At 61.2% G+C, this 23,553-nt stretch carries 34 protein-coding genes and 2 tRNA genes; 19 read left to right on the top strand and 17 right to left on the bottom strand.

What is annotated here, in order from left to right; genetic code table 11:
- Nucleotides 1-63: 63 nt before the first annotated feature.
- Both GGR43_RS14790 and GGR43_RS14785 read left to right on the top strand, forming a co-directional pair.
- Nucleotides 64-140 (top strand) — tRNA-Ile (locus tag GGR43_RS14790).
- A gap of 4 nt (nt 141-144) precedes the next feature.
- Nucleotides 145-221 (top strand) — tRNA-Pro (locus GGR43_RS14785).
- 99 nt (nt 222-320) lie between these two features.
- On the opposite strand, the gene GGR43_RS14780 is transcribed toward GGR43_RS14785, so the two are convergent.
- The 3 genes from GGR43_RS14780 to GGR43_RS14770 are packed head-to-tail and all read right to left on the bottom strand — an operon-like array spanning nt 321 to nt 2,391.
- Entirely contained in the window at nt 321-764 is a 444-nt protein-coding gene (locus tag GGR43_RS14780; RefSeq protein ID WP_188072754.1) for a hypothetical protein, read from the bottom strand.
- A gap of 43 nt (nt 765-807) precedes the next feature.
- The gene (locus tag GGR43_RS14775; RefSeq protein ID WP_188072753.1) at nt 808-1,251 is read right to left on the bottom strand and encodes a hypothetical protein; all 444 of its coding nucleotides are present in this window, start codon (nt 1,249-1,251) and stop codon (nt 808-810) included.
- 3 nt (nt 1,252-1,254) lie between these two features.
- Complete coding sequence (locus GGR43_RS14770) at nt 1,255-2,391, bottom strand: helix-turn-helix domain-containing protein (protein ID WP_188072752.1); 1,137 nt, start codon at nt 2,389-2,391, stop codon at nt 1,255-1,257.
- On the opposite strand from GGR43_RS14770, the gene GGR43_RS14765 reads away from it, so the two are divergent.
- Nucleotides 2,392-2,907, top strand: coding sequence for a hypothetical protein (locus GGR43_RS14765; protein ID WP_188072751.1), 516 nt, complete (start codon nt 2,392-2,394; stop codon nt 2,905-2,907).
- Between the two features lie 47 nt (nt 2,908-2,954).
- Here GGR43_RS14765 and GGR43_RS14760 read toward each other — a convergent pair whose 3' ends face one another.
- From GGR43_RS14760 to GGR43_RS14745, 4 genes are read right to left on the bottom strand one after another with little or no spacing between them, the layout of a single operon-like run.
- Nucleotides 2,955-3,251, bottom strand: coding sequence for a hypothetical protein (locus GGR43_RS14760; RefSeq protein ID WP_188072750.1), 297 nt, complete (start codon nt 3,249-3,251; stop codon nt 2,955-2,957).
- Nucleotides 3,248-3,442 (bottom strand): hypothetical protein, encoded by a 195-nt coding sequence (locus GGR43_RS14755; RefSeq protein WP_188072749.1) that lies wholly within the window; start codon nt 3,440-3,442, stop codon nt 3,248-3,250. Before GGR43_RS14755 ends, GGR43_RS14760 begins: the two co-directional genes overlap by 4 nt.
- A gap of 17 nt (nt 3,443-3,459) precedes the next feature.
- On the bottom strand, nt 3,460-4,077 hold the full coding sequence (locus tag GGR43_RS14750; protein WP_188072748.1) for a hypothetical protein: 618 nt from the start codon (nt 4,075-4,077) through the stop codon (nt 3,460-3,462).
- Nucleotides 4,077-4,697 carry a hypothetical protein gene (locus GGR43_RS14745; protein WP_188072747.1) on the bottom strand — a complete coding sequence of 207 codons (621 nt, stop codon included), beginning with the start codon at nt 4,695-4,697 and terminating at the stop codon, nt 4,077-4,079. Before GGR43_RS14745 ends, GGR43_RS14750 begins: the two co-directional genes overlap by 1 nt.
- Before the next feature lie 566 nt (nt 4,698-5,263).
- Here GGR43_RS14745 and GGR43_RS14740 point away from each other — a divergent pair.
- Genes GGR43_RS14740 through GGR43_RS14730 form a run of 3 tightly spaced genes read left to right on the top strand, consistent with a single transcriptional unit; the run spans nt 5,264 to nt 6,070 of the window.
- A complete protein-coding gene (locus GGR43_RS14740) occupies nt 5,264-5,527 on the top strand; it encodes a BrnT family toxin (RefSeq protein WP_188072746.1) in 264 nt (87 codons plus the stop codon).
- Complete coding sequence (locus GGR43_RS14735) at nt 5,517-5,783, top strand: BrnA antitoxin family protein (RefSeq protein ID WP_188072745.1); 267 nt, start codon at nt 5,517-5,519, stop codon at nt 5,781-5,783. Before GGR43_RS14740 ends, GGR43_RS14735 begins: the two co-directional genes overlap by 11 nt.
- Nucleotides 5,784-5,842: 59 nt before the next feature.
- Nucleotides 5,843-6,070, top strand: coding sequence for a hypothetical protein (locus GGR43_RS14730; protein WP_188072744.1), 228 nt, complete (start codon nt 5,843-5,845; stop codon nt 6,068-6,070).
- Between the two features lie 22 nt (nt 6,071-6,092).
- Here GGR43_RS14730 and GGR43_RS14725 read toward each other — a convergent pair whose 3' ends face one another.
- The 8 genes from GGR43_RS14725 to GGR43_RS14690 all read right to left on the bottom strand — a co-directional run bounded on the left by GGR43_RS14725 (nt 6,093) and on the right by GGR43_RS14690 (nt 13,076).
- Nucleotides 6,093-6,635 carry a recombinase family protein gene (locus GGR43_RS14725; RefSeq protein WP_188072743.1) on the bottom strand — a complete coding sequence of 181 codons (543 nt, stop codon included), beginning with the start codon at nt 6,633-6,635 and terminating at the stop codon, nt 6,093-6,095.
- 133 nt (nt 6,636-6,768) lie between these two features.
- The gene (locus tag GGR43_RS14720; RefSeq protein WP_188072742.1) at nt 6,769-6,987 is read right to left on the bottom strand and encodes a hypothetical protein; all 219 of its coding nucleotides are present in this window, start codon (nt 6,985-6,987) and stop codon (nt 6,769-6,771) included.
- Between the two features lie 12 nt (nt 6,988-6,999).
- A complete protein-coding gene (locus GGR43_RS14715; RefSeq protein ID WP_188072741.1) occupies nt 7,000-7,737 on the bottom strand; it encodes a hypothetical protein in 738 nt (245 codons plus the stop codon).
- A 282-nt stretch (nt 7,738-8,019) separates the two neighbouring features.
- Nucleotides 8,020-10,125 (bottom strand): AAA family ATPase, encoded by a 2,106-nt coding sequence (locus GGR43_RS14710; RefSeq protein WP_188072740.1) that lies wholly within the window; start codon nt 10,123-10,125, stop codon nt 8,020-8,022.
- Nucleotides 10,126-10,458: 333 nt separating this feature from the next.
- Nucleotides 10,459-10,992: a Rossmann-fold NAD(P)-binding domain-containing protein gene (locus tag GGR43_RS14705; RefSeq protein ID WP_223177466.1), complete on the bottom strand. Its 534-nt coding sequence runs from the start codon at nt 10,990-10,992 to the stop codon at nt 10,459-10,461.
- A 62-nt stretch (nt 10,993-11,054) separates the two neighbouring features.
- Nucleotides 11,055-11,288, bottom strand: coding sequence for a hypothetical protein (locus GGR43_RS14700; RefSeq protein WP_188072738.1), 234 nt, complete (start codon nt 11,286-11,288; stop codon nt 11,055-11,057).
- A gap of 82 nt (nt 11,289-11,370) precedes the next feature.
- Nucleotides 11,371-11,820, bottom strand: coding sequence for a hypothetical protein (locus tag GGR43_RS14695; protein WP_188072737.1), 450 nt, complete (start codon nt 11,818-11,820; stop codon nt 11,371-11,373).
- Entirely contained in the window at nt 11,817-13,076 is a 1,260-nt protein-coding gene (locus GGR43_RS14690) for a site-specific integrase (RefSeq protein ID WP_188072736.1), read from the bottom strand. Before GGR43_RS14690 ends, GGR43_RS14695 begins: the two co-directional genes overlap by 4 nt.
- 515 nt (nt 13,077-13,591) lie before the next feature.
- Between GGR43_RS14690 and GGR43_RS14685 the strand changes: the two genes are divergently transcribed.
- The 9 genes from GGR43_RS14685 (at nt 13,592) to arsH (ending at nt 19,990) form a co-directional block, all read left to right on the top strand.
- Entirely contained in the window at nt 13,592-14,125 is a 534-nt protein-coding gene (locus GGR43_RS14685) for a hypothetical protein (RefSeq protein WP_188072735.1), read from the top strand.
- 359 nt (nt 14,126-14,484) lie between these two features.
- Nucleotides 14,485-15,048, top strand: a complete 564-nt coding sequence (locus GGR43_RS14680; RefSeq protein WP_188072734.1) for a hypothetical protein — start codon at nt 14,485-14,487, stop codon at nt 15,046-15,048.
- A 135-nt stretch (nt 15,049-15,183) separates the two neighbouring features.
- The gene (locus tag GGR43_RS14675) at nt 15,184-15,729 is read left to right on the top strand and encodes a DUF488 domain-containing protein (protein ID WP_188072733.1); all 546 of its coding nucleotides are present in this window, start codon (nt 15,184-15,186) and stop codon (nt 15,727-15,729) included.
- Between the two features lie 80 nt (nt 15,730-15,809).
- Nucleotides 15,810-16,802, top strand: coding sequence for a site-specific integrase (locus GGR43_RS14670; RefSeq protein ID WP_246343772.1), 993 nt, complete (start codon nt 15,810-15,812; stop codon nt 16,800-16,802).
- Nucleotides 16,803-16,872: 70 nt separating this feature from the next.
- Complete coding sequence (locus GGR43_RS14665) at nt 16,873-17,202, top strand: ArsR/SmtB family transcription factor (RefSeq protein ID WP_188072732.1); 330 nt, start codon at nt 16,873-16,875, stop codon at nt 17,200-17,202.
- A gap of 11 nt (nt 17,203-17,213) precedes the next feature.
- Entirely contained in the window at nt 17,214-17,744 is a 531-nt protein-coding gene (locus GGR43_RS14660) for an arsenate reductase ArsC (protein ID WP_188072731.1), read from the top strand.
- On the top strand, nt 17,744-18,163 hold the full coding sequence (gene arsC / locus GGR43_RS14655) for an arsenate reductase (glutaredoxin) (RefSeq protein ID WP_188072772.1): 420 nt from the start codon (nt 17,744-17,746) through the stop codon (nt 18,161-18,163). Before GGR43_RS14660 ends, arsC begins: the two co-directional genes overlap by 1 nt.
- 7 nt (nt 18,164-18,170) lie before the next feature.
- On the top strand, nt 18,171-19,247 hold the full coding sequence (gene arsB, locus GGR43_RS14650; RefSeq protein ID WP_188072730.1) for an ACR3 family arsenite efflux transporter: 1,077 nt from the start codon (nt 18,171-18,173) through the stop codon (nt 19,245-19,247).
- A complete protein-coding gene (arsH, locus tag GGR43_RS14645) occupies nt 19,244-19,990 on the top strand; it encodes an arsenical resistance protein ArsH (protein ID WP_188072729.1) in 747 nt (248 codons plus the stop codon). The genes arsB and arsH overlap by 4 nt, the downstream gene beginning before the upstream one ends.
- Nucleotides 19,991-20,002: 12 nt before the next feature.
- Here arsH and GGR43_RS14640 read toward each other — a convergent pair whose 3' ends face one another.
- Nucleotides 20,003-20,338, bottom strand: coding sequence for a helix-turn-helix domain-containing protein (locus GGR43_RS14640; RefSeq protein WP_188072728.1), 336 nt, complete (start codon nt 20,336-20,338; stop codon nt 20,003-20,005).
- A gap of 144 nt (nt 20,339-20,482) precedes the next feature.
- Between GGR43_RS14640 and GGR43_RS14635 the strand changes: the two genes are divergently transcribed.
- Together GGR43_RS14635 and GGR43_RS14630 are read left to right on the top strand one after the other, a co-directional pair.
- Nucleotides 20,483-20,917, top strand: a complete 435-nt coding sequence (locus GGR43_RS14635; protein ID WP_188072727.1) for a hypothetical protein — start codon at nt 20,483-20,485, stop codon at nt 20,915-20,917.
- 119 nt (nt 20,918-21,036) lie between these two features.
- Complete coding sequence (locus tag GGR43_RS14630; RefSeq protein WP_223177465.1) at nt 21,037-21,519, top strand: hypothetical protein; 483 nt, start codon at nt 21,037-21,039, stop codon at nt 21,517-21,519.
- Between the two features lie 48 nt (nt 21,520-21,567).
- On the opposite strand, the gene GGR43_RS14625 is transcribed toward GGR43_RS14630, so the two are convergent.
- Complete coding sequence (locus tag GGR43_RS14625; RefSeq protein ID WP_188072771.1) at nt 21,568-21,861, bottom strand: Arc family DNA-binding protein; 294 nt, start codon at nt 21,859-21,861, stop codon at nt 21,568-21,570.
- Between the two features lie 114 nt (nt 21,862-21,975).
- On the opposite strand from GGR43_RS14625, the gene GGR43_RS14620 reads away from it, so the two are divergent.
- Together GGR43_RS14620 and GGR43_RS14615 are read left to right on the top strand one after the other, a co-directional pair.
- Nucleotides 21,976-22,134: an Arc family DNA-binding protein gene (locus GGR43_RS14620; protein WP_188072725.1), complete on the top strand. Its 159-nt coding sequence runs from the start codon at nt 21,976-21,978 to the stop codon at nt 22,132-22,134.
- Nucleotides 22,135-22,342: 208 nt separating this feature from the next.
- Nucleotides 22,343-23,491, top strand: coding sequence for a tyrosine-type recombinase/integrase (locus tag GGR43_RS14615; protein WP_188072724.1), 1,149 nt, complete (start codon nt 22,343-22,345; stop codon nt 23,489-23,491).
- The last annotated feature ends 62 nt before the right edge of the window (nt 23,492-23,553 follow it).

Genomic DNA, 23,553 nt, shown 5'->3' with positions numbered 1-23,553 from the left:
CCGCAAATAGTCCTCCAATATGCTTGCCAAGCCGGACAATGCTGGCTATCCGCGCGGAAGGTGGGGCCTGTAGCTCAATTGGTTAGAGCTGGCCGCTCATAACGGCTAGGTTGCGGGTTCGAGTCCTGCCGGGCCCACCACATTCGGGGAGTAGCGCAGTCTGGTAGCGCATCTGCTTTGGGAGCAGAGGGTCGCAGGTTCGAATCCTGTCTCCCCGACCAACTTTTTCAATGACTTAGACGGTTTTCCATAACGGCTCAAAAGGCCTGGGTCGCCACGGGGTCGCCACCGGATCATTCACACCCATATGGCCGCTGGCGTCATTGCGCCTGGCTATGCTGGATCGGCAGAAATGGTGCGATCGAAGCCCATAAACTGCCGCATTCGAGCGCCCACCAGCGCATATCGGCCAAAGCCGGGCCGCGATTCTGATCGACGCCCTGGCCGTGGAATTCCGGGGCGCGTGTTACGATGACGGGGGTCCACCCGAACTGATCGCCCGTTACGTCAATCGTCAACCCGTTCCACTCCAGCCAGGCATGGCCGCCATGCCAGCCGCCTAAACCGCCCGCGTCCTGGCACACGAGAACCGGGGCTATGCCGAATCGTTGCCGCAGGTAGTACGCCAGCAATTCTGAGGTGTGACCACAAGCACCGCGCGGGAACATGATATTCTTCGCGCGCCATGGCGCGAGGCCCGCTCGGTCGATAGCCTCGCGGAAGTCGCTGGCACTTAGCTCAATGTCGTCGTCGCTCGGTGTCACGCAGATGGTCTTTCACCTATGCAGCGCGAGGGGTGCCCTGGGGCTAGACCCCGGAAATGTCGATAATGTCAGTCGCCGGCAGCCCACACTTGCTCGCGATTTGCTTGCAGTCGCTGAGCCCTTTTCCTGCCGACACCAGCTTCAGCTTCTTGGTACGGGCGAGCGCAACAGCTTCAAAGTGAGCAAAGGAAGGAACGCCGCCGAGCAATGACGACCCGTGCGCCTCTTGAAGCTGGGCGGCGACCGCCGACACAGCTACTGTTGTGTCCACGTACTTCTTGCCCTTGATGGCAACGAAGTCAGCCCAAAGGTGCTCGTAGAGGTTTTTCAGTTCATCCTGCACAGAGCGCATTACCAGCATCTCGCCGCTCTGTATCGCGTCGAGGATTTGCGCCTTGGCGTTGCTGCGAGTGGTGAGGGCGTCCTTGATGCCGTGCAGATCGATGATCCACTTCGGCTGAGGCTTGCTCTTGGGTTGAGCCGCCATCCGCTAAGCGGCCCCGAACAGTTGATCTTGGTATTTGGGCTTGAGCCCGCAAAGCCGGTAGATGTCGATTTCGTCCAGCGCGCCTGACGAACGGGCGCGGGCAAGCAGGCCGAGCAGCGCCGATCCATACTGCGTCTGCTTGTCCCTGATCGGATTTGCGCTTCCGCCGCCTCCGCCATCCCCTTGGTCGCCAGTGGGAACGTGGTTCGTGTTATTGAATTTGGCTTTCCACCGCTCGTACGATGATCGGTCGAGATAATCGGTTTCCACCAGACGGAGGTAGGTCGCTTCCTGGCTGAGCCCGATTTTCTTGGCGAAGAGCCTTATCCAGTCGTCATCGGCAATCGGCGTGTAGCCGAAGCGCGTGAGCGCTTTTTTGATGAGGCGCTTAGGAGCGAGCAGGCAGGCAGCGAAGCGATTACAGAATTTCTCGATCCGGTTCTTGAGCACCGATGGATTGGACGCGCCCTCCGCGCGCAACAGGACATGCCCGAACTCATGCGCTAAGGTGAACAGCTTCCGGGCCTTGCTGCTGCCAGTGGTGTTGATGACGATCGTGTGCGGCCCGTCATCCACGTGGATGTAGATCCCCGCCGCTTCGTCTGTCTTGAATTGCCGGTGAAGGACGAGAACCCCTAGCCCTTCAACATAGCTGCGCAGGCTCACGTAGAGCTTGTTGGCGTCCTGCCAATCTAGCTGCTCGTCGTCTGAAATCCCCCAATTCTTGCGCCATTCGGCCGCGAGGTCGACGGCCTCCTTCAGAGAATAGGTTGAGGTCTTGAACTCCTTCACGCTTGGATCAAGCCCGACGTCCAAGCCGAGCGCCCCAAACGTGGTTGATAGGCGCTCAACAAAGCCGATCGCCTGCAAAGTTCCTTTGGCGAATTCACCCACACCGGGGTTGGCAGACCGGAAATCTACGGCAGGGAAAAGCGGTAGGGTCTCGCGGGCGAAAAGCGCCTGAACGGGGACAGCCAACTCTTCCGCGATGGCTTGGATATCCTCGTCGTCGAGTTCGCCTTCATCGCGCAGAACGCGTTGTAGCGCTGCCCGAGACACGCCCGTCCGGCTCGCGAGGGTGGCGGCACCAAGCCCTCTTGCGCTAAGAACGTTGTTGATGGCGGCGGCAGGAATCTTCACGTGTGCTTCAATCTCTTACCTTGGAATAGCCCTGCGGCGGGTCTGACGTTCGGCCAGTTGGCGAATGTCCAAACCGTCGGCATTGGACTGTATCTCGCGCTTGCTGTTATTCAAGCGGTATCAACTACGGGTGTTGCTGGCCTCTCTCGACGAGTAGCGACATTACGAAATGGTGTATCCAGTGCGCGCCTCGGCTCAGTCGAAAGCGCAAATGTAAGGCGGTTAAGCGGAGAGGTAAGCGGGCTGGAGATAGGCTTTCACAATCTGAATCGTCGCCTGCTGTGCATCGTCTTTCTACTGTTTTCGATCAGCGTGGCCTATTTTGCTTACTGCACGGTGTGGCAGAACGCCGATGCGGGCGTTGACGGGGTGTGGTTTATTTTCCTTTTCTATCTGGCGATCCCGATCATCATTTTCATTGGCTCAGCGCTGCTAATTGCACATCGGTGCCGCTCGGTGGCTCGAAAAATCGTCGACGCCGAGAGGCGCATTAGAACCTTGTTGCTCGGCCCGTGAAGCCGAGAACGCTGTTGTGGGCGGGGGCGGTCCGGTATTTCCCGGTCCTATCTATTCGCCCACGCGCGGGCTTTGGCGTAGCTGTCAAAGGGGCGGGCCGGATCGCGGCGCTGAAACCAGCCGTCCAGATCGGGCACGTTCCACGGGGCTCCGGCGAAACGGGCGTCGAACTCGTCGCGGCCGATCGTGATGGCTTGAGCCCGCAGGGTGGCCACCGTGACCGCAGTTAGGGGCGTGTCGCCGGTCCAATCGGTGCCGGGCGACGCGATGTAGCGGACCTGGCCGTCCTGGCTTTCAAGCGCGGGACGGCCGTTCCAGCTATAGAGCGTGACGCCGATCGTCATGCCGGCGGCCACGTGTCTTCCATGATCTTCTGCATGGCGATTTCGAGCCCGATCGCCGCTTGCTCCTTCGACGAAACCACCGTGTCGTCGATGATGACGCGAGCGCCAATGCCGCCGCCGATCGCGCCGACAGTGGACTTCGCGAGGGCAACTTTATCGTTGCCGCGCACGTAATCGTATTGCTTGGCCATGGGCTTTTCCCTTTCTGCTACTTGCGGGCTTTCCCGCCGAAGCGGCGGAACTCTGCGGCCTTGGACAGCGCCATTGGGCTGGCGATGATTGCTTCGGCGGCAGATTCGGTAAGGTGGCCGGCGCGCACCGCAGCGTCGACGGCGGCCAGGCCATCGCGGATCATGGCGGGCGCGTTCTCCCCGTGCACCTTGTGCATGGCGTTGCGGCAAAGGTGCACCTGCTGATCGTAGGCCGCTTCGCTCGCGAAGGTGCCTTGCGCGTGGAGGTGCGCGATCTCCGCGAAGCCGGCGGCCGCGATCTCCGCCGGCACGCCCATGGCGTGCAGGCCGCTCTTCAGCGCGCCGAGCCCGGCCTGATCGACGATATCGGCACCCGGCGGGAGCGCGTTTTCGAGCGTGTAGGCCAGCGGGGAAGACGGAGGCTCGAAGCCTTCGGGCACTTCGGCGCTGTCTCCCTGGCCGCCCGGAGCGGCCGCCGCGCCGTTCTGGTGATAGCGCTCGATCTCGTCGACGAGCTTGGCGCGGGCCTGCGGCGTCAGATCGGGATTGGCCGCCTGTTGCACGAGCGCGCCGATATCCGTCGCGGGAGCGGCAGGCGCTGCGGCCGGAGCCGGGGCGGGAGTGAAATCGGACATTATGCCGCCTCCCGCTGCGCGTCTTCGCCACCGGACTTCGGCGGTCGGCCGGGACCGGGCGCGATCAGATCGAGCACCTTGTCGAGATGCTCCCGCACGCTTGGGGCGGGTGCCGAGCGATCGAGCATCGGCGAACGGCTGGCCATGACGTCGCCGTGCGCGAGACGTTCGAGCGCGATCAGGGGCAGATTGTTCTTCGTGGTTGGAAGGTCGCCAAGCTCGCGGCTCTGCGTCGGGCCGTCCGCCGCAAGCCAAAGCTCCGCGATCGCTTCGAGCAGAGCGCGGCGCGCTGCCACGACAGCCGACAGGGCCTCGTCTTCCGCAGCGGCCAGCTTGCGGACCTTGCGGGCGAGGTTCTGGAGCCGGGAGCGGTCCTTCTGCGCCTGCTTCGCCTCTTCGGCCGTGGCGGCGTCGGCCTGCGCCTTTCGTGCAGAGCGGAGCGCGTCTTCGAGCCCTTCGATCCGCGCGCGCCGCTGCGCGATCTCCCGAGACCAATCGTCGGCCTCGTCGATCCGGCCGGCGGCCAGGGCTTCGCCGCGCCGCGCACGGCACGCCTCGATCGCCGCCGTCTCGTCGGCGATGATCGCTTCAAGATCGGCGGGCTCATTCGATTTGTTCATGCCTTTTCTCCTGCATTCGGATCGGGAAGGCGGCCACGCCGGCGCAATTCGGTGACGATCGCCTAGCGTGCCAAAGCTGCTGGTGTGGTGAAATCGGCTTTAGCGGCCTGTTCGAGTGCAGATCGGATCGGCTCTGAAATCCTGACGGCAACAACTCCGCCCATGTCGACCTCCGCTACTTTTGGGAGGCGAACGTGAATCAATGGAAATCAGTCGTCAAGGGAAAAACATCACCTAAAATACTGATTTAACGCGTTAAAACTACTAACAAGTTATGCCTCTTCGGGCTGCTCGGCCGCTCCGGCTGCGCGCTTCAATTGTGTGTCGGAACTCTCTTTCCTATCCTATCGAGCGCGCATTCGGCCCCCGCCCCGCCCCCTTGGGCGAAACAGGGGAAATCGCGTTTTCGTCGGTCAACTTGTGCGCTGGTATCGCAACGGCAGACAGGCAGGGCGGCAACAAAAGCCAAGAGCGGGATGAGCTATCATCCTGAACGGAGTCGAGGGTTATCTGTATCTACAGCAAACCCTTGCGCACCTCATTGTTTGTAGCTACATGATATTCACATGAAGATTGAGTTCGATCCCGAGAAGGACGCAGCGAATATCGCCAAGCATGGCGTGTCGCTGGCCGACGCGGGGATGCTCGATCTTCCTGAGGCGGCGGTGATCGTCGACGAGCGCAGCGACTATGGTGAGGTGCGGTATCGTGCGTTCGGCAGGATCGAGGGCGAAGGCTATTGCCTGGCCTTCACGCTGCGCGGAACGGTGCTGCGGCCGATCAGCTTTCGCCGCGCCCACGAGAAGGAGATGAAGCGCTATGGCAAATAAGCCTGTCGTCTTCGATGACGACAACCCCGAATGGACGAAGGAGGATTTCGCCCGTGCCAGGCAGGGAAGCGAAGTGTTGCCGCCGGAGTTTCTGAAGGCGTTCAAGCGCACACCCGGCCGGCCGAAGGGCTCCACTACGTCTAACAAGACGCTGGTATCGCTCCGGCTCGACAACGACGTGCTCGACAAGTTCAAGGCGACGGGGGCAGGCTGGCAGTCGCGGATCAATGAGGCGCTGCGCAAGGCGGCAGGGTAGCGCCCGGAAGTAATTGCCCCACTAGCCCCGTTCGGGTAGCCCCGCATGGGGGGGCTGCAATGGACTATGCTGTCGGATTGGGCGGAATCATTGGCACCTATCTCCTCGGCTATGCGCTTTTCGGTGCGGAGTTCATGTTTCCACGCTGGAAACGATGGGCCATCGGCTTGACGGGTGCGGCGATGATGGCCGCATTCTGGATAATGCGGCCGGTCCTGTGGCCGAAGGCAGTTTCCGGACAGACGAGCGAGCCCTGCTACGCGCACGGAGCCGAATGGGATTGCTGAGTCTGCAAGTTGCTCCGTAACTTCACTGCGCCAGCACGCGATAGACGCTGGCGCGGCCGATGCCGACGCGCCTGGCGATCTCGGCAGCACCGAGCCCTTCAGCCTTCAATGCGCGCACCTGATCGACGTCGATCTCCTTCGGCCTGCCCTTGTAGACGCCGCGCTCCCGCGCCGCCTCGATCCCGTCGCGCTGGCGTTCGCGGCGAATATCGTTCTCGAACTCAGCCACGGCCGCAAGCATCGCCAGCATGAGCTTGCCCGTGCTGGTGGTCGTGTCGATGCCCACCTGCTGCAATACGCGCAGGCCCGAGCCCTTGGCCGTCACCTGCTCGACAAGCTGGTGCAGATCGCCCACCGACCGGGCGAGGCGGTCTAGGCGAGTGATGACAAGCGCGTCGCCCTTGCGGAGCATCTGGAGGGCGCGCTGAAGCTCGGCACGATCAGAGGCTGTGCGTCCCGATCGCTTTTCCTCGAATATCTCTTCGCAGCCGGCATCGGCCAGGGCGGTGCGTTGCACGTCGAGGCTCTGGCCGGTCGACGAGACGCGGGCATATCCGATCAGCATGGGGTGCCTATCCTGTCTCATTTAGTTCTAGACCCTTCTGTCTGATTGTCTCGTAAATGTCAATCGACCTTTTAAGACTAGAAAATACGTCGCCCAGCGCTCAACATGAGACGTCTCGCCTAGGTATACTTAATTAAGACGTAAGGTCGGTGGGATAAAGCTCATGCCCGGTCATCGCCAGGCAGGTTTCCGCACGCCATTCAGGCGACTGGCGCTCGATCCACGCGGCCAGTTCAAGACAGCCATCCACGTTGCAGGTGAGCAGGAGCTTCCACGCTCCGATCCAGCCATGATCTTTGGCGGCCTCGCCTACGATGTCGAGCAGACGCATCGCGATGTAGTCTTCGTCCATTGCACTTCCCCTTCAGAACAGGCTTGCAGGATCAATCTCGTCGCCATCGTCATGAAGCTTGGCGACGTTGCGGCGCTCTGCCTCCCGCTCGGAAGGCGGCACGGCGCGGCCCACGGGATACGGGAGAGATTGCGACGGCAGCACCGGCTCATGGCGCTGCACTGCGGCCGCCTGATCCTCTAGATCGGCACGCCTCGCCGCCGCTGCTGCATCGCGGCTGGGGCTCCGAGACGGGGGAACGGTCAGAGCCTCGATCGTGACGGCTGGAGCCGGGAGCGGCGCGGGATGGGCGTCAATCACGGTGACAGGTTTTGCGTCGTCACCCAGCAGGCCCATTTTCGACGCGGCGATTTGCTCTGCCTGCTCCAGCATGATCGAGAGCAGTTCGTCCGAAATCTCGTCGAGCGGATTAGTGATTTCGATCTTCTGCGGCATGAGCTTGGCGACCACCTGAAGGTAAATGCCGGGATGCCGGAACCGGACTTGAGCGATCGTCTGCGGCCCGTGTTCGAGGAAGTCGGCATGCAGCGCCGCGAAGAACTCCTCGCTCAACTTTGCGCGCGAGCCTTTCTTGCGTCCACCAACGCCTTTGACGCCCTTCAGGAATTGGCCCGTCTTCGGATCGCGGCCGTCTATGGCATTTCTGCCACTTACGGGATCGCGGCCGTCGCTGGCATTATTGCTACTAGCACCTTTGCTATATTCCGGCGCGAAGGCCGAAGCCGGATCGGGAATGGCACTCATCATCATTTCTCCAAAGCGGGGCATGGACCGGGGCACGCCATTTTGGGCGGCCGAGAATATCCTTTAATTTCAGTATAGTTAGGCGGGTGGGGCAAAGCCCCCCCTAGAGAAACATTCCATGCCCCACCCCTTGCGCCCAAGGGCGGCGCAATAGGGGTAGGCTTGGCGGGCCGTTCGAGCTGTTGCCCCGGCGCGCACCAGTCCATGCCCCGCAAAAAATCGGCGGATTTCCGGACATTTCGCGGTGGTCGCGGCGACAATGCCCCGCCATGCCCCGCCCGTGCCCAGCTAGAAAAGATCAGCGGGCGCAATGTCAGCCTCCCTCTCTTGCTGGACGGCGACCAGATATATTCCGTCCGCGTCTCTTAGTTCGGCGAGGCGCTTCGACTTCAGAAGCTCCCGAACGTGGCGGTTGAAGGCGTTGCGCAGAGTGTCTTTCGACATTTCTCCCCACACCAGCTTGCACCTGTCCCTGAGCATGTCGCGCGTCATGCCCATGCGGTCACCGGGCGGGAGACGGTGCCCGTAGACATAGAGGTTCGCCGGCTCGAACTGCATCATCAGCAGTTCGCGCTGATCGCGGATGACGGGGCTCTCGCCGATCGCCCGCACTGTGCATGATGTGATCGGGTCGCCGTCAGCGTCGATGCCGAGCGTGACGATGTCGAGGTCGAAATTCGCCTCCCAATCCTCGCGGCCATTCCGGTTCAGCTTCACGGATAGTTTGCGCGGCCCTTCGTCGGGTTTCTGCACCTCCAGCATGATATCGCACTGGTCGCGAAAGGCCGTCGTGCCGCGATCCTGGCCGTTCTTGCCTGCGTGGTGCAGCCCGAGCAGCGCGACGTCGAATTGCTCGGACATGGCAGCGAGCGCCTTAAGCACCGGGGCCGCCTCGCTCGAATCGTTCTCGCTTTCCAGCCCAAGCGTCGTGCTGAGCGTGTCGAGCATGACGAGCGCGAGGCGAACGCCCCGAGCCGCCATTCCGGCTTTCGTTTCCGTGATGATCCGCCGTGCCGCCTCTCGACCTGCTTCCGTCTTAAGGTCTGAAATGCCCGCCCACGCCAGCGCCGGATGTCCGGAGCCGGTTGCGCGGCGAAAGGCGCTGAGGCGTGTCCGCACCGTGCCCCGGCCTTCGCCGAGCAGCATCAAGACGCCCACGGGCTCCTTGGGGGTTCGGACATTGAACCACGGCATTCCGCAGCCGAGCCGGGCGGCGAGATCGAAAGCGAGGAAACTCTTACCGCTCTTCGCCGCACCGAACATGATGGCGACGCCGGTGCGGGGCAAAAGCTCTTTGAGCAGCCACTCGATCGGCTTGTCGGCCTCGGGATCATCGGCCCAACTGATCGGCGGCGCGGGCGCGGTCGATGCAGTGACAGGGTCGACGACGACGACACCCGCGAAATCCTGAGCAGCTTTCACGCCTGGCCGGCCGCTGCCCGGCAAGCTCGCCGTCTCGAAATAGCCCTTGTCGATGCGCTCGCGTAGCCAAGGCGGATCGGAGATGCCGCGCGGGTCGTAGTAGAGCAGGGCCGTCTCCTGTGCCTTCTCGTGCGATAGGCCGGCTTCCTTCAGCAACTTCCCGAGGGTGAACGCGGCCGTGCGGCCCTCGCCACCACCATCAGCGGGTCGGTGCTTCAGGCATAGCTCGACGGCGCGACCGACATCCTCGGGCCCATCGAGCGGGCCGCCGATCGCCTTGTCCTCGATCGCGTCGTCTCGATCGGAGCCGCCACGATCGCCAACAGGCACGGTGCCGAACCGATCAGGGGAATAGATCGCGTCGACTTCATGGGCGAGCATCCGGGCACGACGCCCGCGCGCCTCGGGCTTATGATTGACGGAGCCCGGCATTCGCAGCAACCGCGTGGCGTCCTGCGCATTATCACCGCCGAGCCGGTCGCGCAGCCAGGCGTTGCGCTGCTCGGCTTCCATGAAATTCGACATGGGGGCTTCAAGCCGCCAGAGGCCGACATAGCCGCGACCGCTGTCAATGATGATGGACGGCGGGGAGACGTCATCGGGGAGATTGGTTGTCAGCAAGGCATGGATGCGGCGACGCTCGGCGTCGACGTCTTCCCCCTTTCGAGGGTCGACGTCGGCGTGCAACCAATGAACCGCGACCAGATCAGCCTTAGTCCGGCGCGTCGCTCCCGCCTTTCGTTCCCCATGCGCGAAGTAGATGTTGTGCCCATGCGCCGGCCCCGAGAGCCAAGCCGCCAAACCCGCATCATCGTCGGCGGCGAATGATGCGCCTTCGACGTCCTTGCCGTCGTGCGGGTTGATCCGGAACAGGTGGCGGGGTCGGCCGCCGAATATGAGCGCGGCGGCCTCTTTGGCCTCGGCGACGTCGTGCGGCGCAGGATCGCGAATATCAATAACAGTAGCGGTCATGATCGTTTCTCGGTTCGACCACGCCGTTATCCGGGCCTAGCCGGGCAGCGAGTGCGCCTCGCGGCGCATGAAATTTCGGTCGTTAAATGCGATGCCAGCCCTCGGGCGTCTCGCCCGCCTCTAGCGCTCGCGCAAAATCACGACGGCGGGGATTTAGCGCACCCTTCGCCTGGCGTGCGGGGGCGGCCCAAGGTTGTTCTTCCGGGCCGTCCGGCGTGGCGGCGATGGCGATCACCGCGCGGCAACCTGAGGGAACGGCGAAGCGCTCATGTGGGCGGGGTCGCCGAAACGACACCCGCACCACATGGCAAAGCGCGAGAGAGCCCCGCCCGGTCAAAGCCGCCTCCATCCACTGCCCGAGATCGTCGCCATATGGGAATAGTGCTCGGCGGGATCGAAAAGCGGATGCTTCGCTTCGTTCAGCGCGCGCTCGACAAGGTGCGCAGGCCCCGCAACGCGAAAGCGCTTCGATCTTCCGCCTGGCAGTCGCTTGACGACTACCAGCAGCGCCTCGCCGGGTTTGAGGTCAACGCCGATCAGGTCCGCCGCATGTGGCGGCCGCACGCGACTTCCGCTTGCGGCCCAGTCCGCATCGGAATATTCGGAGATTGAGTTCTTCCGATCCTGCGATGCGGCGATGCGCTCGTCCAGTTCGTGACGAGCCTTGGCAACTTGGCCGCGCTCAGCTTCGCCGGCAGCGTCGAGGTCGATCGGCCCGAAGATATGGTCAAGACCGTCGTCGATCCGAAAAGCAGGGTTCTGATCGGTGTAGATCGGGCCAGGGTTCGCCTCAGGCGACAGCGGCTTTCCCGTCTGTATGTTTACGATGCAGGATTCACTCAGGTTTGATTTTTTGGTAGAGGACATTTTGACAACCTTTCTCGACCGGCTGGCGGCTGCAACCGCTATGCCGGTCATTTCTTTGGGGGTTAGGCGGCGGCGCGGTCGCTGGTGCTGCGACGGGGCGCGGAAATCTGCTGAGCGGCCCAGTCGTTAAGGTCGCTAACGCTGTATAGCGGTGTGCGGCCTGCGAGCCGGTACGTCGGGCCGGTGCCTTCAACAGCGCGGCGCGCGAGAGTTTGCGTCGAGGTGCGTAGTCCGTAGCGCTCTTGGAGATATGCCGCCGCTTCAGCGCGGCGGATAAGTCGATCGGAATCGGTCATTCTTTCCTCCGTGGATCGTCGCGGAATGTCACCGCGTCGCCAGAGGTCGCATGGAACTGATGCCGAATATTCCGTGAGAAAGTCAGCCGATCGAATTTTTCCGCTGCGCAGGGTGTGGAGGAAGTTTGCGCGCGATTTGGTCGACTACCGTATCAGTCGAAGCGAGAGTAAACCGAGGCCAGGGAGGTGGTTCATCCGGGCCGATAACATGGGCTTTAAGCCTTGCTTGCCACCGAGCCATTGCGGCTTTGTGGCGGGATTCATCCGCGCTAAGCCGCCGTTTGTCGTCGTGGGGGTCGATCGGCAACAAACCTTCGGTCGGGCGCTCCTTCTTGCCAAGTATCTGCAACCCCTGAGTATCCTCGCCCTCGTAAGAAATGTCGCCAAAGTTGAGATGCATTTCGACTGCAAGTCGAACGGCCTCAGTGTTCGAAGCACAATATGGCGCGAGTTCCCGCGCGAGAACCTCAACAGCAGCGTAGGCGGGATTCCCCGAGCCCTTGGGGCGACCCGGCTTCCGCTCGCCAGTCATGCTGCTTTCGCCTTCCCCGCCAGCGCAGCGGCGATGCTTCCGGCGATCATATCGGCCGCCCGCCGCTGCGGGTCGTCGGCCAAGTGGGCGTAGCGCTGCGTTGTGGAGGCGTGCCGGTGGCCGAGAAGGCGACCGACAATCTGGAGTCCCATGCCGCCAGCAGCACCGACAGAGGCGAAGCTGTGCCGCAGATCGTGGAGGCGAAGACCTTCAAGCTCGGCGTGCGTTCGAACGGCTTTCCACGGCCGGTTCAGATCGGCGCGGGGTTTTTCGGGATCGAGCCCGGCAATGATGTAGTCGCTGGAGCGCGGGTGCGTTCGCAGGATTTCCAGCGCGGCTTCGCTCAAAATGACGGGACGTCTCCCCGTCTTGCTGTCGGGGAGCGTGAGGATTCCCCGTTCCATGTCGACGTCGGCCCACCGGGCATGAAGGATTTCGCGGAGCCGTAGCCCCGTGAAGAGCAAGAGCCGAATGGCCGCCGTCTCGTCATGCCCGAGAATTGTCCGTTGATTCTCCGGCTTCCGCCGGTGCTTTGCCTTCCGATCGGCGCGAGGCGGTGCCGTCCACGGAAGCCCCTCCGTTTCGGCCAGCCGAAGCGTTGTCCCGAGCCGTTCCAACTCTTCGATCGTCAGAAAACGCTCCACGGCCTGTTCGTCGAACAGGCGGACTTCCCGCACCGGGTTCTGCTCTTTGGCCAGCAACTCTTCGGCGGCCGCATAGTTGAACACGGCGCGCACCGCCACGACGACGCGGTTGGCCGTGACCGGCTTAGTCTTCCCGATCGCCCGGTGCAATCGGCGCACGTCGGCCGGCTGGACGCTATCAAGGCGCGTGCCACCGAGCGCCGGCATCGCATGACGCCGAAGCCACACGCCGTAATTCACGATGGTGTTGGGGCTCAAGCCCAACGCCTTGCCTTCCGCCAGATACTCTTCGGCGAAGTCGCGGAAGGTCGGCATGGCCCGCGAACGGCGACGGCTGGCGGCAGGATCATCGCCGCGACGAATATCGGCCAGCATCTCGCGCGCGAGCTTGCGGGCCGCGTCAGGTGTCAGGTCGCGCCCATAGACGCCGATCGTCACCCGCTTCTTTGCAACGCCCCGGCCGCCCGCCCCTGGCCGATACTCCAGCACGAAGCTCTTTTGACCGCTCGGAAACACGCGCACGCCGAAGCCGCGCACCTCGTCATCCCATAGTGTGTAGCGGGTCGTCCTGGCTTCCGCCTTGTCGATTTCGGACTTCGTGAGCTTTGCCATAATGTCTCTCGGGTCGCCACCGGGTCGCCACCGAACCGGAATTTCGCCTTATCACGCGGAATTTCAGCGAGCGCAAGAGTCTCGTAAATCTAGGGAGAACTGGCATTTTTGCTATATGCCGGAATGTCGCGAAATGCCCATTTTTCTAATTTGGGAGCAGAGGGTCGCAGGTTCAAATCCTGTCTCCCCGACCAATTTTCCCTATATTTTTCAGGTGATTGAGGCGAACGATCAGGTCCACCTCTCACACCTTGAAGGGAACAAAAACCCCCGGAAATCCCGGAATGGGCACCGCAACTCCCGGAATAATCCCGGAATGGATCAGTGCCGGAAGTCGTGTCCCGCGTTCCGATCTAGTGAGGTGAGGGACAAGCACTGTCTCCCGCAGCAACCCTGAAACGAGAAAACCCTCGCCTTGCAGGGCGAGGGCCTTCAGGAGCGCCGGGACGACGCTGATGTGCAACAGCATTCCTAAGCCCGGCGCTCCTTCGGTGCAACCGAGAAGGAGAATACCGATGTCCGAAATTGTCCCGTTCCTCCCTAAGGAGAAAGCCAAGGCCGAGTTGGGCAAGTTGCTCGCAAAGGGCAAGACCAAGGCGAAAGATGCCAAGGCCCCGCCGAGCAAGCTGAAGCAGGCCAAGAAGATCAAGGAAGCGGCCAAGCGCGAATTAAAGATGTCCAGCCCCGGCCATCTGGCGCGTTGCCAAGCTGTCGTGGGGTGCCACTGGCCAGCAGCGGTGTTGCTCTACCGGATCGCCTACCTCTGGCGGACCATCAATCCGAAGTGGAAGGGTAATGACGGGCCGTGCCTCGCCATGTTGAAGGCGCATTGGGCGACATCGGCGGGCTTGGGGCCGGGCGAGATCAACACCGCCCTGAAGCGCCTGCGCGAATATGCGGCGCACATCGTGACGATCAAACCGGAAGGTATCGGCGCAGGCAAAAAGCTTTGCGTCTATTTCGACAGCGACGCCTTCGCTGAGGCGATGCAAACCGAGGGCTACGAGATCAAGGTCATGGCGAATGAGGGCATGTCGCTGTTCGCCTGAAACAGCCCCGAAATTACGGTTAAGTGTCACGGAAGCATGACGTATATATATGGTAAGAGGTGTAAATAGGAGAGGCTACCTACTACTCCTACCTTACGGTAGGAATAGTAGGGCGATCCCGCACTCGCTCCGCTCCTACGGGACGCCATGTTACGATGCTGGCATCTCTCCCGAAACAGGAACAAAGCAAACAATACCCAATCGTCATGCTTCCGTGATTGTTGAATGCTCTCGTCAGGGAGCGTCGGAGGCGGTGGCACTCAGGTTCAGCATCCGATCGTTATTGGAATTAATTGCAATCAGCCGTCCGTTAGGATCGAGACGATATGTCCGGGTGCATTCAAGATGCAGGAGCACCCATGACCTCGGTTCAGGCCACGCCCGATGTCGATCACCTCAAGCAGGAGGCGCTGGCACTCGCGATCAAACCCACGAAGAGCTTCCACGCCTTCGCACGTGCCCTGTGGGCGGCGCATAGCAATGACCCCACCTTCCTGCATGAGGTCGAGCGGGTGGCGGGGATCAAACGCCGGGCGCTGTTCTACCTGTTGAACGTCGGCGGGTTTCTTGCCGAATACAGCATCACCGAGGAGCAGGCCGAGAGGATCGGCTGGACGAAGCTCCAGATCGTCGCACGCCATGCCGCGAACCAACCGGCGAGGATCAGTCAGCGCGCCATGCAGACGAAGCTAGGGATCGCGACCCGAACGCCCGCACACGCGCTCCCAGCCGCCCTAGAGAGGCAAGACACGCCATCAGAAGGATCATTCCGTTCAGTCCTCTTGCGTCTGCCTGCCGAGCAATATGCCGATGTCGAGGCCGCGCTGATCGCATGTGGCGCAGAACGGAAAGGCAGAGGGCTGATCGGCAAGGAGGATGCCCTTGTGCGCTTGGCAGTCAGCCACCGAGCAACGACGCGATAAGGCATCGAACGCGCTGGGATGATGCAGCGGGGGCAATGGGCCAGCGACGTACAGTCAAAATGCACATAAGATGTTGAAATAACTGTATTTATGTAGGCATTTCAATAGGATGATCCTTGTTTTGAAAGGTTCATCGTGAAGGACATCCTATCTCTCGGACACTCTAATGCTGGCTGGGACGAGTTCAGCTACGCTCTCGACCAATTCAACATCGGCTGCGTCATCGACGTGCGATCATCGCCCCGGTCGCGCTGGCAACACTTCAACAAGCCGCAACTGCGGGTCCGGCTGAACCGGGTTGGCATCGCCTACGTCCACCTGGGCGATGATCTGGGCGGGATGCCGATGAGCGGTCCCACCGACTACGCAACCCGACGCACGACTGCTGCCTTCTCCACAGGGATCGAGAGCGTTCTGGCCATAGCTGCTAGATGCACGCCCGCTCTCCTGTGTGCCGAACGCGACCCGCTGCAATGTCATCGCTTCTCGCTGATCGCCCGTCACCTCTACAGGCTGCCGGATGTCAGGATCGCGCACATTCGCCACGATGGCACGCTGGAAAGCCACGCCGCCGCCGAGGAACGCTTGCTCGCCCTGCACAAGCTGTCCGACGATCTGCTGTCGGATCGCGATCAGCGACTGGCTGAAGCCTACGCCCGTCAGGAGCGGAAATTGGGCTGAAATTTCGCGATCCTTAGACCCCCTTTTTTGGGCATAGCGACTTTGGAATATGATTTTGAAATCACAGGATAAATTGCGATATGCAAAAACAAATAATTGTACAAAATGAAAGCGGTGCGAGTTGTGCAATTAATTGCAATTCTGGCACTTCCTCGGATTGGCAGCATCAGCCCGCAGGGCCGCTCTCAGAGCCGATCCGTCGCCTTCTAACCCATTCCCTATCCGCCAACAGCAAACGTGCCTACGCGGCCGATCTGGCCCATTTCCGGGCATCTGGCAGGGATATTCCTTGCTCACCGGAAGTTGTCGCAGCCTACCTTGCCGAGATCGCCGACGCCTTCGGCGTCGCGACGATCCAACGAAGGCTCGCGGCCATCGCCAAAGCACATCGGGCCTCTGGTCATGGCGATCCTTGCCGGGCCGAAATCGTGAAGGCGACGATGCGAGGGATCAGGCGGATCAGGGGCGTAGCTCAGCGCGAGGCCCAAGCCCTGCAACGCGATGATCTGTTCATGGTGTTGGAGAAGATGGGGGATCGCACCATCGACGTGCGCGACCGTGCCCTCTTGTTGCTCGGCTTTGCCGCCGCCTTCCGTCGCTCAGAACTGGTTGGGTTGGACTGCGGTGATGTCGAGCATGTCCGGCAAGGGATCGTGTTGCATCTCCGCAGGTCGAAAACCGATCAGGACGGACAAGGCCGTAAGATCGCCATCCCGCATGGGCGCACACGTTGGTGTCCGGTGCGTCACCTGACCGACTGGCTCGCCCATGCCGGGATCGAACAGGGACCGATCTTCCGCAGCATCGACCGGCACGGGCATATCGCCCCCGATCGCCTATCCGGGGAAGCAGTATCGACGATCACGAAGAAGCGCGTGGCGGCGGCGGGCTTTGACCCCGCCACTTTCTCCGGTCACTCCCTGCGCGCTGGTTTCGCGACTAGCGCCGTAATAGCGGGGGCATCCACGTTCAAGGTCAGGGCGCAAACGGGCCACAAGAGCGACGCCATGTTGGGCCGCTACGTCCGCGATGGGAGCTTGTTCACCGACAACGCCGCTGGCGCGGTCCTTTGATTGTTGGCGCTTCCATCGGTTATTCACGATGCTTATTGACCTCCGCCATTGCATCGGATAATCCCGATGCATGAGAACCGATGATGCTCTCGTCGCCTTGGCGGCTCTGGCGCACCCCACACGCCTCGCGGCATTTCGCCTCCTCGTTCAACATGAGCCGGGCGGCCTATCAACCGGACAACTGGCTGAAGATTTCGGCCTGACCCAAAGCACCTTTTCCACGCATTTGGCAGTGTTGGTGAAAGCGGGTCTCATCATGTCGGAGAAGCGTGGGCGGCAGATGATCCAACGCGCGAACATCAGCGCCCTGCGCGATCTGATGCTCTTTCTGGCCAAAGACTGCTGCCAAGGCCGCGCCGAGCTTTGCGAGCCGCTGTTGGCTGAACTGACCTGCTGTTGAAGGATACCGCCATGCCCACCAGTCGCGTGTTCAATGTCCTGTTCCTATGCACTGGTAATTCAGCCCGCTCGATCCTTGCCGAAAGCGCGCTTAACAAGCTGGGCGAAGGCCGTTTCCGTGGTTTCTCGGCAGGGAGCTTTCCCAAAGGGACGATCAACCTGGACGCGCTAAGATTGCTTGAGCGGATCGGCTATCCGACCAAAGGACTGCGCTCGAAAAGCTGGGAGGAGTTTTCCCGGCCGGATGCGCCGCACATGGATTTCGTGTTCACCGTTTGCGACGATGCAGCCGGTGAAACCTGCCCGGTTTGGCCGGGCCATCCGATAACCGCGCATTGGGGCATCGAAGACCCCAGCCATGTTGAAGGGACGGATATAGAGCGTGAGCGCGCCTTCGTGACGGCGCTCCGCTATCTGGAAAACCGGCTTAAACTGTTCCTTGCGCTGCCCCTTGAAGCCCTCGAAGCCAAGGCGCTCGCTGCGAAGCTACGAGAGATTGGTCATGTTGAAGGATCGACCACGCGGCGCGGAGATGCTGCGTGATCGACATCGTCATATACCACAACCCGGAGTGCGGCACTTCGCGCAATGTGCTGGGCCTGATCCGCAATGCGGGGACTGAGCCGCATATCATCGAATATCTCAAGACACCGCCAACCCGCGAACTGCTCGTCCAACTCATCGAACGCGCCGGGATCACGCCGCGCGATCTGCTGCGCGAGAAAGGCACGCCCTATGGCGAACTCGGCTTGAGCGATGAAAGCCTGAGCGATGCGGCCTTGCTTGACGCGATGATGGCGCATCCGATCCTTATCAACCGACCGCTGGTCGTCTCGCCGCTCGGTGTTAGGCTGTGTCGCCCTTCGGAAACCGTGCTGGACCTGCTGCCTTCGCAGCAAGGTGCATTCGCTAAGGAAGATGGCGAGCGGGTCGTGGACGAACACGGTCAGCGGGTCGCTTGAGGTAGCTATGTCAACGGCTCCCCTTGCGGCCTCGGTGCCGCCTCGTCCGGGCATTTCCTTCTTCGAGCGGTATCTGAGCCTCTGGGTGGCGCTCTGCATCGTAGTGGGTATCGCGCTCGGCCATGCGCTGCCCAACCTGTTCGGTGTGATCGCATCGGCAGAGGTCGCCAACGTCAATCTCGTCGTCGCGGTGCTGATCTGGCTGATGATCGTGCCGATGCTGCTCAAGATCGACTTCGGCGCATTAGGGTCCGTCCGCCAGCACTGGAAGGGTGTCGGCGTCACCCTGTTCATCAACTGGGCGGTCAAACCCTTCTCGATGGCGCTGCTTGGCACTTTTTTCCTAGGCTATCTGTTCGCGCCGCTGCTGCCCGAGGGACAGGCACCCTCCTATATCGCCGGGCTGATCCTGCTCGCCGCCGCACCTTGTACGGCGATGGTGTTCGTCTGGTCGAACCTGTGCGACGGCGAACCCAATTTCACACTGAGCCAGGTGGCGCTCAATGATCTCATCATGGTGTTCGCCTTCGCACCGCTGGTCGGCCTGCTGCTCGGCGTCGCCTCGATCACCGTGCCTTGGGATACGCTGGCGCTGTCGGTCGGCCTGTATATCGTCGTGCCGGTCGTCGTCGCGCAATTCCTCCGGCGAACTGTGCTGGCCTCTGGTGGGCAGGCCGCGCTTGACAGGTTGCTCGCCGGGCTTGGTCCGGTGTCCCTCACCGCATTGCTGGCCACGCTGGTATTGCTGTTCGGCTTTCAGGGCGAGGCGATCCTTGCACAGCCTCTGGTGATCGCGCTCATCGCGGTGCCGATATTGATACAGGTCTATTTCAACGCCGGGCTGGCCTACTGGCTGAGCCGTAAATTCGGTGTCGCATGGTGCGTGGCGGCGCCCTCGGCGCTGATCGGCGCGTCCAATTTCTTCGAGCTGGCCGTGGCGGCCGCGATCAGCCTGTTCGGCATCACATCCGGCGCTGCGCTCGCCACCGTGGTCGGCGTGCTCGTCGAGGTGCCGGTAATGCTGTCGGTGGTGGCCATCGTGAAGCGCACGCGCGGCTGGTATGAAAGGGGAACGACTGCTTGACCCGTATCCGACATCTTCCCGACCTAGATTATCTGCCCGCGCTCGATCCCCGCTATGTGCATGAGCGGCCCGCATCGGGGCTTGGTGCGAGCGATCCGCCGCCGCGCATCCTTCTGCTCTACGGGTCGTTGCGCGAACGCTCTTTCTCGCGCTTCGCGGTCGAAGAAGCTGCGCGCCTGCTGCAACTATTCGGCGCGGAAACCCGCATCTTCGATCCGTCCGATCTGCCCTTGCCCGATCAGGTGAAGGGGGACGATCATCCCGCAGTCCACGAATTGCGCGAACATGCTTTCTGGTCCGAAGGTATGGTCTGGTGCAGCCCGGAACGGCATGGCCAGATCACCGGCATCATGAAGGCACAGATCGACCACCTTCCGTTGGAAATGAAGGGGATGCGACCGACGCAAGGCCGCACGCTCGCGGTCATGCAGGTATCGGGCGGCTCGCAATCGTTCAACGCGGTCAACACGCTGCGCCTGCTCGGTCGCTGGATGCGGATGTTCACCATTCCCAACCAGTCGAGCGTGGCGACAGCCTACAAAGAGTTCGATGAAGCCGGGCGCATGAAGCCGTCCAGCTATTATGACCGCATCGTTGACGTGATGGAGGAACTGGTGCGGTTCACGGTGCTGCTGCGCCCCCATGCCGCGCAGCTTGTGGATCGTTATTCCGAGCGCAAGGCGGCGGACGTGACGGTCGATCCTGTAACCGATCTGTCCGCGATCGCTATTCGCAAAGCCTAAACGCGGTTCGCTCTAACCCTTGGGCCGTAGCGCCGCGTCAATAATCCCGTTCAGCCAACGCAACTCACCATCGCTGAGGCTTCCAAGCCGACTGACAATGTCCGTCAATGTCATCCGCTGAAGTTGGCCTGAAGGGAGATTAGGCGTAAACAGTTCAGCAGGATCGACTTGCAGCGCGTCGGCAAGTTGCGCGATCACGCCGAAGCGCGCGCCGCTGCTTCCGCCCTCGATCTTGGAAACCATGTCGGTGCTGATGTTGGCGCGCTCGGCCAGCGCCTCCTGTGTCAGCCCCATGCGCGTGCGATGCGCCTTTACCAGCCTGCCAAATCTCGTCCGCAAATCGACCATGGTGCCTCCCGGTCAATGCGTAACCGGGTGCCGATCTCGCCATGAGGGACGCTATTTCGATTTTGATATGTATCAGTAAGTAACCGGCAACTTTTCGTAATTAGCTTACGGCCTGAAGCATCAATCGCGTTACATTGAGGGGCAATGATGGCCGATCAGGGATCAGGCATCCGTCAGAGGATCAGAGCACAGGGGGAAGCGGCGGAAGCAACGACCGGCCAACGGACCGGGCAGAAGTTCCAGAGCAGTCCCACCCTGTCTCAGCAGGCTGTAACACTCGGCAGCGGCATGGGCACGTTCGGCAAAGCGTTGCTCGTACTGTTAATCGGCATACCGATTGGCAGCGTCATCGCAGGTCCGGTGGGCTTGACCATTGGAGTGCTCGCCTTCGCCTATCTGTGTCTGAAGGCATCATGGCAGGCGCTGGTCGGCGAGAAGGATGCAGCCCGGTCGGGCCGGTGCCCTCACTGCGAAGGCCCGGTGCTGATCCGAAACGTCGAGGACGCTTCGATGAATTGCCCGACCTGCAAGCACCGTTTGACCCTGCGGAGCGGTCATCTTGTGGACGTGACGGGATGAAGGGCGAGCACCTTCTAACCTCCGATAATCCTTACTTATCAGAGCCTAAAAATGGACCTGAAGGGCCACTTTGATCGTGTGCAATTAATTGCAATCTGGAAAACGGACGAGAAGTGAACATGAACTTGTCAACGAAAGTTGCGCTAGGTGCGATAGCGGTCGGCTTGGCCTTCAAGTTCATGGTGGGAGCGTCCAATGAAGAGAAGCTACCCCAGCCCACGAATGAGCAGGTGATGGAAGGGACCGCCGCGCTGATCCGTGCTCAGGGGAAAATACATCGTGAGGTCGAGGCAACCACGAGCGCCGTCTCGCCTGATCCGAAGGGGGTTAACCCACTCCCCATCGGTGTGGCCCGGAACCGGGTAACATCGAAGCATCTTGCGATCGTCTGCCCCAGCGTCTTCGATCTGGAGCGTGGCCTGAACCTGCACAACGCGAAGCGGCCCGATCAGGCGCTTGCCCTCGGCTGCCGCTATCTGCGACCCGGAGAGCAAGGCGTCCGCATGCAGCAGGTTGGCAATGTGCAAGAGATCATGTTCGACACGCGAGATGGCAGCCATTCCTATTGGGGATACGTCGCCCACTTCGTCTGGGAACCCTGATCGAAGTTGCAGGCTTGGATGATGCGGGCCGACGACGGCGGTGTTTCGCTATGCTTTGCCCAACAGCTTTTCGTTGAGCACGACAAGCTGTTTTTCGATGGCCGTCAGACGAGCGTCGATAGTGGTGTCCGGTTCGGTCTGGGTCGCGTGATCCTTGACGCTCCTCACGAACGCCAGTCCTCTCGTATCTTCCTCGGCTTTGAAGCTTGCTTCTAACCGCGCCACGATTTCCGCGTTCATCGTTCTTTTCGACACCTTCGATGCCTCGTCGATCCTAGCCCGCATCCCGTCCGGCAGACGTACGATGAACTTGTCCAACTGACGGCTGGGAGCCTTGGTCATAACGTCGATCCCTTCCCTATGGCCAGTGGCCATATTTTTCTTGCGGCGCTTCATCCGACCTTATAGACCATGTATGGCCCATGGCCATATTAAAATGAGGCAAGGAGCATCAGCATGCCGAGCAGAGAACTGCCGAAGGTCATTTTTCGTGTGCCGCCTGAGTTGAAGGCGTGGCTGACGGACAGAGCAAAGACCAATCATCGCAGTGCCAACAGCGAACTTGTCGCTATTCTGGAACGCGCGATGGCCAGTGATCGGGAGGTCGATGCATGAGGCACGAACTCCCCACCGGGGAGCGAATGATGCTCCCGAAGGAGGCCGCCGCGAAGCTGGCCATGTCGGTCAAGACACTGATGAAACACGTCGAGGCCGGACGGCTCCGCTTCATCAACATCGGCACCGCGACGCGGAAAGTCCACCGCTTCACCGACAAGAACCTCGAAACCTTCAAGCAAAATCAGAAGGTCAGGGAGACCCCGAAATGTCCGTCTATAAGCCACCCAAAAGCCCGTTCTACAGCTATGATTTCCGCATCCAAGGTCGTCGCTTTTACGGCTCTACAAAAGCCCGGAACAAAAAAGATGCCGAACTTGTCGAACGCCAGATAAAGGCGAAGGCGAAGGCGGACATTGAAGCCGAGAAGCGCACCGGCAACGGCCCACTCACCCTTGATGTTGCCTGTGGTCGGTATTGGTCTGAGGTCGGAGAGCGCCACGCCAACAGCGGCGACACCTACCGCAACCTAGCCCGGCTCGTGGAGTTCTTCGGCGCAGACAAGCGACTTGACGAAATCACCGATGCCGATGTTGCGGCGATGGTGGCATGGCGGAGCGGTCATCAGGCCACCGTCATGGTTCGGAACGAGGCTGGCGATCTTGTAAAGAAGCCGGTGCGGCCCGTCACCCCTGCCACCGTGAACCGCACAGCCACGCAAGTCCTGAAGGCCCTGTTCAGCCGCGCCCGTCGCACGTGGCGTTATAGCTTTCCGCAGGAACCCATCTGGAAAGACCATTGGCTGAAGGAGCCGACCGAACGGGTGCGCGAGTTGCACGATCACGAGGAAGATGCCCTGGATGCCGCTATCCGTGATGATTATCGTCCTTGGGTCGAGTTCGTCAGGCTGTCAGGCCGTCGCCTGAATGAAACGCTGATCCGCTGGGAAAACGTCAACTGGTTTTCCAAGACCATCGTGACGATCGGCAAGGGTGGGCGCAAAGTCACCACACCGATCAGCGAGGAACTGGAGGTGCTCCTGAAATCCGTAAAGGACGATCATCGCGAATGGGTCTTTACCTATATCGCCACCCGGACACGGGATGGCAGGGTCAAGGGGAAGCGGTATCCGATCACCAAGTCCGGCGCCCTCAGCCAGTGGAAACGCATGCGGTCGAAGGCCAAGCTGTCCGATTTCAGGTTCCATGATTTCCGGCACGACACAGCGACACGGGTGTTGCGCGTCACCGGCAGCCTGAAGTTGGTCTCACGCTTACTGAACCATACCAGCATCACCACTACGGCGCGTTACGCTCATGTCACGGATGACGATCTGGCCGAGGCAATGAGCCGGACCGCGAAATCTAGGGAAAACTCCCGGAAAAAATCCCGGACCAGCTCTCAGGAGGCAGCTTAACCTATGCAATACAACGAAAATATGGTAGATGGCCAACTCCTTTGGGAGCAGAGGGTCGCAGG

Source organism: Sphingobium jiangsuense (assembly GCF_014196495.1).
In the GTDB taxonomy this organism is placed as follows: Bacteria; Pseudomonadota; Alphaproteobacteria; order Sphingomonadales; family Sphingomonadaceae; genus Sphingobium; species Sphingobium jiangsuense.
This window is presented reverse-complemented; position numbering and strand designations above follow the sequence as displayed.